Here is a 6,329-nt window from a genome sequence, read left to right as displayed (position 1 = left end):
TCTGGTATATTGTAATTGACTCATCTAACTGGTCATCTACAATATACTTCTCCTTTCTTTCAACCTTTTATAACCGTGGTTGAAGACGGTTTTGGTAATTTGTAAAATTGAATATGTGAATGTGGATTTGTATTTTTTTCTGTGGCTTGACTACTTAAAGGAGATTCTTACCACACCTTATTCCTAAACAATGATGAGTTAGATGAGTCCTTGAATTCGTATTTTGAACCAGATTTTGTGGTCTAAGTGTTGTGGATAACCATTTTCACATGTTTCTATAAAGAAAGGATGTTTATTTATGAAAATAGTTGGTATCGATGTTGGAAAGAACAGTCATCACTTCTGTGTCATGGACAAGGAAACTGGTGATCTCAATGTTTCACCTTCTTCTTTTTCTAACACTAAAGAAGGATTTGACTTTCTGATCAACTCTCTTAAACAGTATTCTAAAAAATCAGTTCTATTGGGTATGGAAGATACCGGACATTACCATATTGCTCTTCTAAAATTTCTTCTTGGCAACGGATATACTGTTGCCCTGATCAACCCTAAAACTACGGATCTTGCACGTAAGATGGAAGGTGGCATTACCAAGAATGACAAGCTGGATACAATCACCATTTGTGATGTTCTTGATACGCCTGAGCGTAAGAAACAGTATCGTATTACTAAAGTTGACCGTTTTGATTTATACGAACAAAGACAATTGACTCGTCATCACCATAATTTAAAGGAAGAACTCAATACCCACTGTAATCGACTGCAGAAATCAATCGATCTTGTTTTCCCTGAATTCAATACCTTGTTCAGTTCAAATTATGGTGTTGTTTACATGAGTCTCCTTAAAACTTTCGGCAGTGCTGAAGCTATTGCTTCTACAGACATTCGTACCCTTCGCAAATGTTTTGAAATCAAAGGTAGAGGCAATCGTATTTCATTGACTCCTGAAAAGTTAAAAGATTGTGCCAAAAATTCGATTGGAATCTCTTCTGAAGTTGAAACTTTACAGATCAAACACCTGGTAAGTCAAATCACACTGATAAAAGAGCAAATCGCTGAAATAGATAAAAAAATAGAAGAGTTCTCGATCAAAAACAACTCTCCTATCTTAACCATCCCAGGGATTTCTCATTTCTCTGGTACTTCTATTTTAGCCGAATTAGGAGATATTGGCAATTATTCGAAGCCTTCTCAAATTATAAAATTTGCAGGAGTGGCACCTTATCACTATGAATCAAGTCAATACAATGCACAACACACTGCCATAACCAAGAAAGGATCTAAATATCTTAGAAAAACTTTGTATCAAATCATACTGCCTGTGATCAACTATAATCCTGTATTCAAAAAATACTATCAATCAAAAATTTCTCAAGGCAAAGGACACCGTTGTGCCCAGGGTCACTGCATTAGAAAGCTGCTTAGAATCATTTATCATTTACTAGAAACAGGACAATCATTTGATCCTGCATTATTAAGATAAGACAAATGCATCTGAACTTTTAAAAAATCATATTTTGAAAGTTCTTTTCGTCATGCCCAAAATTAATCCAATATTCACATTTTCAAAGATCAATTTAAAACTAACTAAAAAATATAGTTGTTTTATATTTTCAAACTATTTCATAAAAACTACTTGAATTTTATATAGTTAGCTCCTTTTTTGAGAAACGGGTAAAAGAAGAAAGTAACGAAGGATTAAAAGAACGTATGCTGGAGAGAATCGAAGTGATGAAATTTCACAATCGGATTCGATATACAACAATGTATTTCTATATTTCAGAAGATTTGATGTCAAATTTTGAAAAATTCGCACCCTCTTTTTTGAAGATTAAAAGAATAAAAGGTGAACAGTTACAAAATTTGATGATGGAACTGAACAATAACATTATGTAAGGAATGAGGTGATAATTTGGAATTAAAACCACGTGATTATAGGGTACGACTCGTAAAATCAGGAAATATGATTGAATGGTTTCAGCGATTAAAACCAGAAGAACTTAAAAATGAAAATCGAATTAAAGAAGTGGAAAAGAATATTGAATTTTATTTCAATGTACATGATTTTACATTAGTTCTAATTTTCAAATGTAGAGATGGATATGTTGCAATCGCAAGATATGATGAAGATTTAAAGCCTTTTAAGATGAAACATAGCTTTTATTTCTTATCTCCTCTCACAATATCAGAAATGAATGATTACGGAACACATATTCATTTTTACGATGAAAAACACAATGACTTTTTGAAAATACTACAATTAAAAGACATAGAAGAAAGTGAACAGGTGATGTATTTTGAAAATTATCAGGCATAAAGATTTTAAAGTGACTAAAAAGAACGAGGATTTTCTAAAAAATGTATGTTCTAAATCAGGAATCAATTTTCATGAAACATACTATATCAATGGAAATAAATATTGCACATGTTTGCAGATTTTCGATTTCGATAAATACACCCATACAGGCTTTTTCAATGATGTAATTGGTTATCAGGATGTGTTGGTTACTATGGATTGCCATTGTTTATCGCCAGCTGAATCAAATGATAAAATTGATAAAATGATTGAAAAACATCAGGACAAGCAATATGATGCAAAACGATTTACTGCCTTTAGACGTGCTTTGCAATCAAAACAAGAACTACAGGAGTTTTCAGATTATGTTGATAATCTAAAAGACAGTGTATTCCAGATATCTTTGAGACTTTATGTATTTGCGGAAGATTTGGAAAAACTACAAAACAAGGTCAATAAGCTGATTGATAAATTAAGTTTCAAAAAAATGAATGGATTCATCCAGACGAATAATCTTGTCGAAGATTACAAGGCATTGACCAGCTTTTCAAATCCTGTGAAAAAGATGGTGGCAAGTCGCACGATTGCACAGTTTTTGAATCATTCAGAAATTAATCGAATCGATAAAAATATGGGATTGATAGGCTACACAGACACAGGCTTATATGCTCCTGATATTTTTAAATTTGCAGATAATTATAGCTACAATACCCTTGATATGGCTGGCATGGGTGCTGGAAAGTCGGCTTTGCGAAAACTTTTTGAGGAAGAATTGCTTAGTTTCGGAAATCATATTTTATATGTATTTGACATCCATGGAGAATATGAAGAATATGCAAAGAAACTGGGTATTCAAACTATTTCTATTGATGAAAAGAACAATGTAAATCTAATGCAGATTTTTCACGTTTCCAACGAAGAACATACAGACAGGATTTCGGAAAATGATATCAGTACACAGATTGCTTTAGTTTCAGGAAGATTTCAAAGTGCTACAGGAATTGACAAGCCAGAGGTAATAACACATTTAGAACTGTTACTAAAGGATTTCTACAGACCTTTTATTGGTCGCTCCATTAAACAAATCAACAATGAAGAATGGTTTCTTCTGGAAGAAGTGCTTGAGGAAGCGAACAGAAAATATAAAGAACATATGTATGAATCGGAAGCCTTACAGGATATCTACAAATTGCGCTTAGGATTGGAACGCATGATAGATATTTATGGATATTTATTCAATAGAAAAACAAATGTTGATTTTGACCTGACCAAAAGTATTCGATTTGATGTTTCTTTTCTCCGTTCCAATGATGACAAAAGGGTGAAATCATCTTATATGTCTTTGCTTTTGAATTACATATCGTATGGTATGTACCTTAACAAAGAAAGAAACGAAAAAGCTATGCAAGCCAGAGGATTAAATGCCTATGATTTGGAACGTCCAATCTATACTATGCGTATATTGGTGGATGAAACCATGGAATATGGAGATATCTATTTTTTTGAAACAAATCTTCGATTTTTAAAATTTGCAAGAAAGGCATATGTTGGATTAGGTTATGTATTTCACGATGTTCAGGATTTAGAAAAAGAGTTCGGAAGAAATACAGATTCAGGCGGTAATAAATTGATTCGTGAAGTATTCAGCCTTTGTACAAATAAATATATCGGCAAATGTGGTGAAGAAACTTTGAATCGATTACATGAATATATACCAGATATTACATCACAGGATATTTCGGTAATTTCTCGATTTGAAAAAGGGATTCATGGAGAACGTCAGTTTTTCGCCATTGATAATAAAAAACGAAAAATCAAGTTCACTTCTGAAATCACACGTGCCCAGCGTGAATACTTTAAGGGTGGTGCTTAATGTTCAAAAAAGTATTGATTCTCTTGTCCTTACCTTCCCTTTTGTTTATTTGCCTATTGGGTGCAATGGCTGGCGAAAATCAGCAAAGACAGAAGAACTATTGTGATACGTTCAACAAATTTACTTATAATTTGGATTCCGATGGAACACAGGAAGGCAACAAAAAAGCGATTTGGTCTTTCTTTCGTACAGTAGGGTTTTCTCCAGAAGCTACAGCTGGCATTATGGGAAATCTTTATGTAGAAAGTCATTTTGACCCAGCTATCATAGAAGCTGGCCAAGAATTTAAATTAGGTTCAACAGGTTTTGGAATTGCACAATGGACAACAGCTGGCAGACAACAGGCTTTATTTGACTATGCAAAATCACAAAATAAAAAACGTGAAGATTTGGGAATGCAGTTAGATTTTTTGTATAATCAGGAATTTATGAAATGGAATTGGGGTAATTATTTTTCATCCTTGGATGAATTGAAAGGAAGTACAAGTGTTACCAATGTGACAAAGGCTGTCATGCTGGAATATGAAAGACCGAAAGACCAATCGCCACAGGCAGTGCAAGGCAGAGTTTCTCATTCAGAACAGATTTTAAAAGACATGAAATCGGTAAATGTTTCACAGGTCACTATTTCAAGAAAGTTGAATGATGGTCGTGTGATTTGGGTAGGAGATTCTCGCTTTGTAGGTATGGAAAGTGCAAAGAAAACAGATAAAGACATTTATATTGCTAAAGAAAGTCAAGGTTATAATTGGTTTACAGATACTGCTATAGCACAGGTCAATGACAAAGTGAAAAAAGGCGATACAATCGTTTTTGGATTAGGCGTCAATGATTTGGATAATGTGGATAAATACGCTGATAAATTAAATGAACTAAAAAAGAATGAATGGAAACCTTATAAGGTTATTGTTTTATCGGTAAATCCTGTAAATGATGAAAAATCGAGTAATGTGAAGAATGAACAGATTGAAAAGTTCAATGAAACGATATCCAGCAAACTGATTGGTGGTATTGAATATCTAAACACCTATTTACAAATTAAAGATGGTATGGTCAGTGATGATGGTGTGCATTACGATAAGACAACCTATGAAAAAATATATGATATTGTTCGTTCTCGTGGCACCTCTACAGCAAAACACGTAGCCTGTGCCAATTATTCGATTGGTGGAGATTCGAAACTGAATGGAAAACCAAAATTTGACGTAAAAATATGGAAATCTTCAGATAATCCATATTTAGGTTTAGAAGGTCAATGTACTTGGTTTGTATGGGGTAGATTAAAGGAAGTTTATGGATGGGCGCCTTCATGGTCGGCTATGGGCTATGATTGGGTGGATAATCTAACTAAGCTGAATAAAGACCGATATAAAAAAGCAGATAAACCTGTAAAGGGTTCTATTTTTTCAAGCGACAATAAAAATGGTCATAATCATGTTGGTATTATCGTTGATATCAAGGGTGATACTTTGATAGTACAAGAAGCGAATTTGAATAATTCTACGGATGATTGGACTTTCGCCATTAAGGAATGTACAAACGGAGAAACAGGAGAAAAAGCAAATGGTGACTGGTGGCAAAGAGAATTAACTTTGTCACAGTTAAAAGAATATTATGGAGAAGTTACCTTTGCTAATCCTGTGTCAAGATAATATGACAGATTTTGAGCAATTACCTTTGTTTGGTCTGGAAAAATCCAAAGAATCAAAGAAAAAGAAGTTCGAAGATTTATACAGCTTCTTTCATCCGTATCATTTATTAGATATGAAAAAAGTAGTTCTGGGAGATTATGTCAGAACTATGGATAGTGTTTTTATATTTTCCGAAACACGTTTGCTTAATTCTCCATCAGGCATACATACTTTGGTTTATATAACCGATTACTTTTCCAGAAAAGAAAAGATTGTAAGAACACAAGATTTGATTTTACATGGAAAAACATTGCCAGATATTTTAGTTCAGGGAGATTTGATTTATTGCCGTGGTGATAATGGTTTCCCTGTAACAGTATTTTTTGATAAAACATTTAGATATCGAAAAAGTAAACGTAAAAAATTGTACTGTCATTTTAAAGATGGTGCATATGTAGTATTTGACGAAAAAGATTTGATAGCAATAAAAGAAGCGAAGCACTTGAAACAGGCTTTGCTTCTCGTCTAA

Annotated in this window: 5 protein-coding genes; all 5 read left to right on the top strand. The window is 33.4% G+C overall.

What is annotated here, in order from left to right; genetic code table 11:
• Positions 1 to 298 precede the first annotated feature (298 nt).
• The 5 genes from U0M88_RS00195 to U0M88_RS00175 all read left to right on the top strand — a co-directional run bounded on the left by U0M88_RS00195 (position 299) and on the right by U0M88_RS00175 (position 6,329).
• Positions 299 to 1,483: an IS110 family transposase gene (locus U0M88_RS00195; protein ID WP_331868548.1), complete on the top strand. Its 1,185-nt coding sequence runs from the start codon at positions 299 to 301 to the stop codon at positions 1,481 to 1,483.
• 429 nt (positions 1,484 to 1,912) lie between these two features.
• Positions 1,913 to 2,317 (top strand): hypothetical protein, encoded by a 405-nt coding sequence (locus U0M88_RS00190; protein ID WP_331868547.1) that lies wholly within the window; start codon positions 1,913 to 1,915, stop codon positions 2,315 to 2,317.
• Positions 2,298 to 4,169 carry a helicase HerA domain-containing protein gene (locus U0M88_RS00185; protein ID WP_331868546.1) on the top strand — a complete coding sequence of 624 codons (1,872 nt, stop codon included), beginning with the start codon at positions 2,298 to 2,300 and terminating at the stop codon, positions 4,167 to 4,169. The genes U0M88_RS00190 and U0M88_RS00185 overlap by 20 nt, the downstream gene beginning before the upstream one ends.
• Entirely contained in the window at positions 4,169 to 5,821 is a 1,653-nt protein-coding gene (locus tag U0M88_RS00180; RefSeq protein WP_331868545.1) for a phage tail tip lysozyme, read from the top strand. Before U0M88_RS00185 ends, U0M88_RS00180 begins: the two co-directional genes overlap by 1 nt.
• 1 nt (position 5,822) lies before the next feature.
• Positions 5,823 to 6,329, top strand: coding sequence for a hypothetical protein (locus U0M88_RS00175; protein ID WP_331868544.1), 507 nt, complete (start codon positions 5,823 to 5,825; stop codon positions 6,327 to 6,329).

The organism is Faecalicoccus sp. (genome assembly GCF_036552745.1).
In the GTDB taxonomy this organism is placed as follows: Bacteria; Bacillota_I; Bacilli_A; order Erysipelotrichales; family Erysipelotrichaceae; genus Faecalicoccus.
The sequence above is the reverse complement of the archived record's forward strand: the minus strand, read 5'-3'. Positions and strand labels throughout refer to the sequence as shown.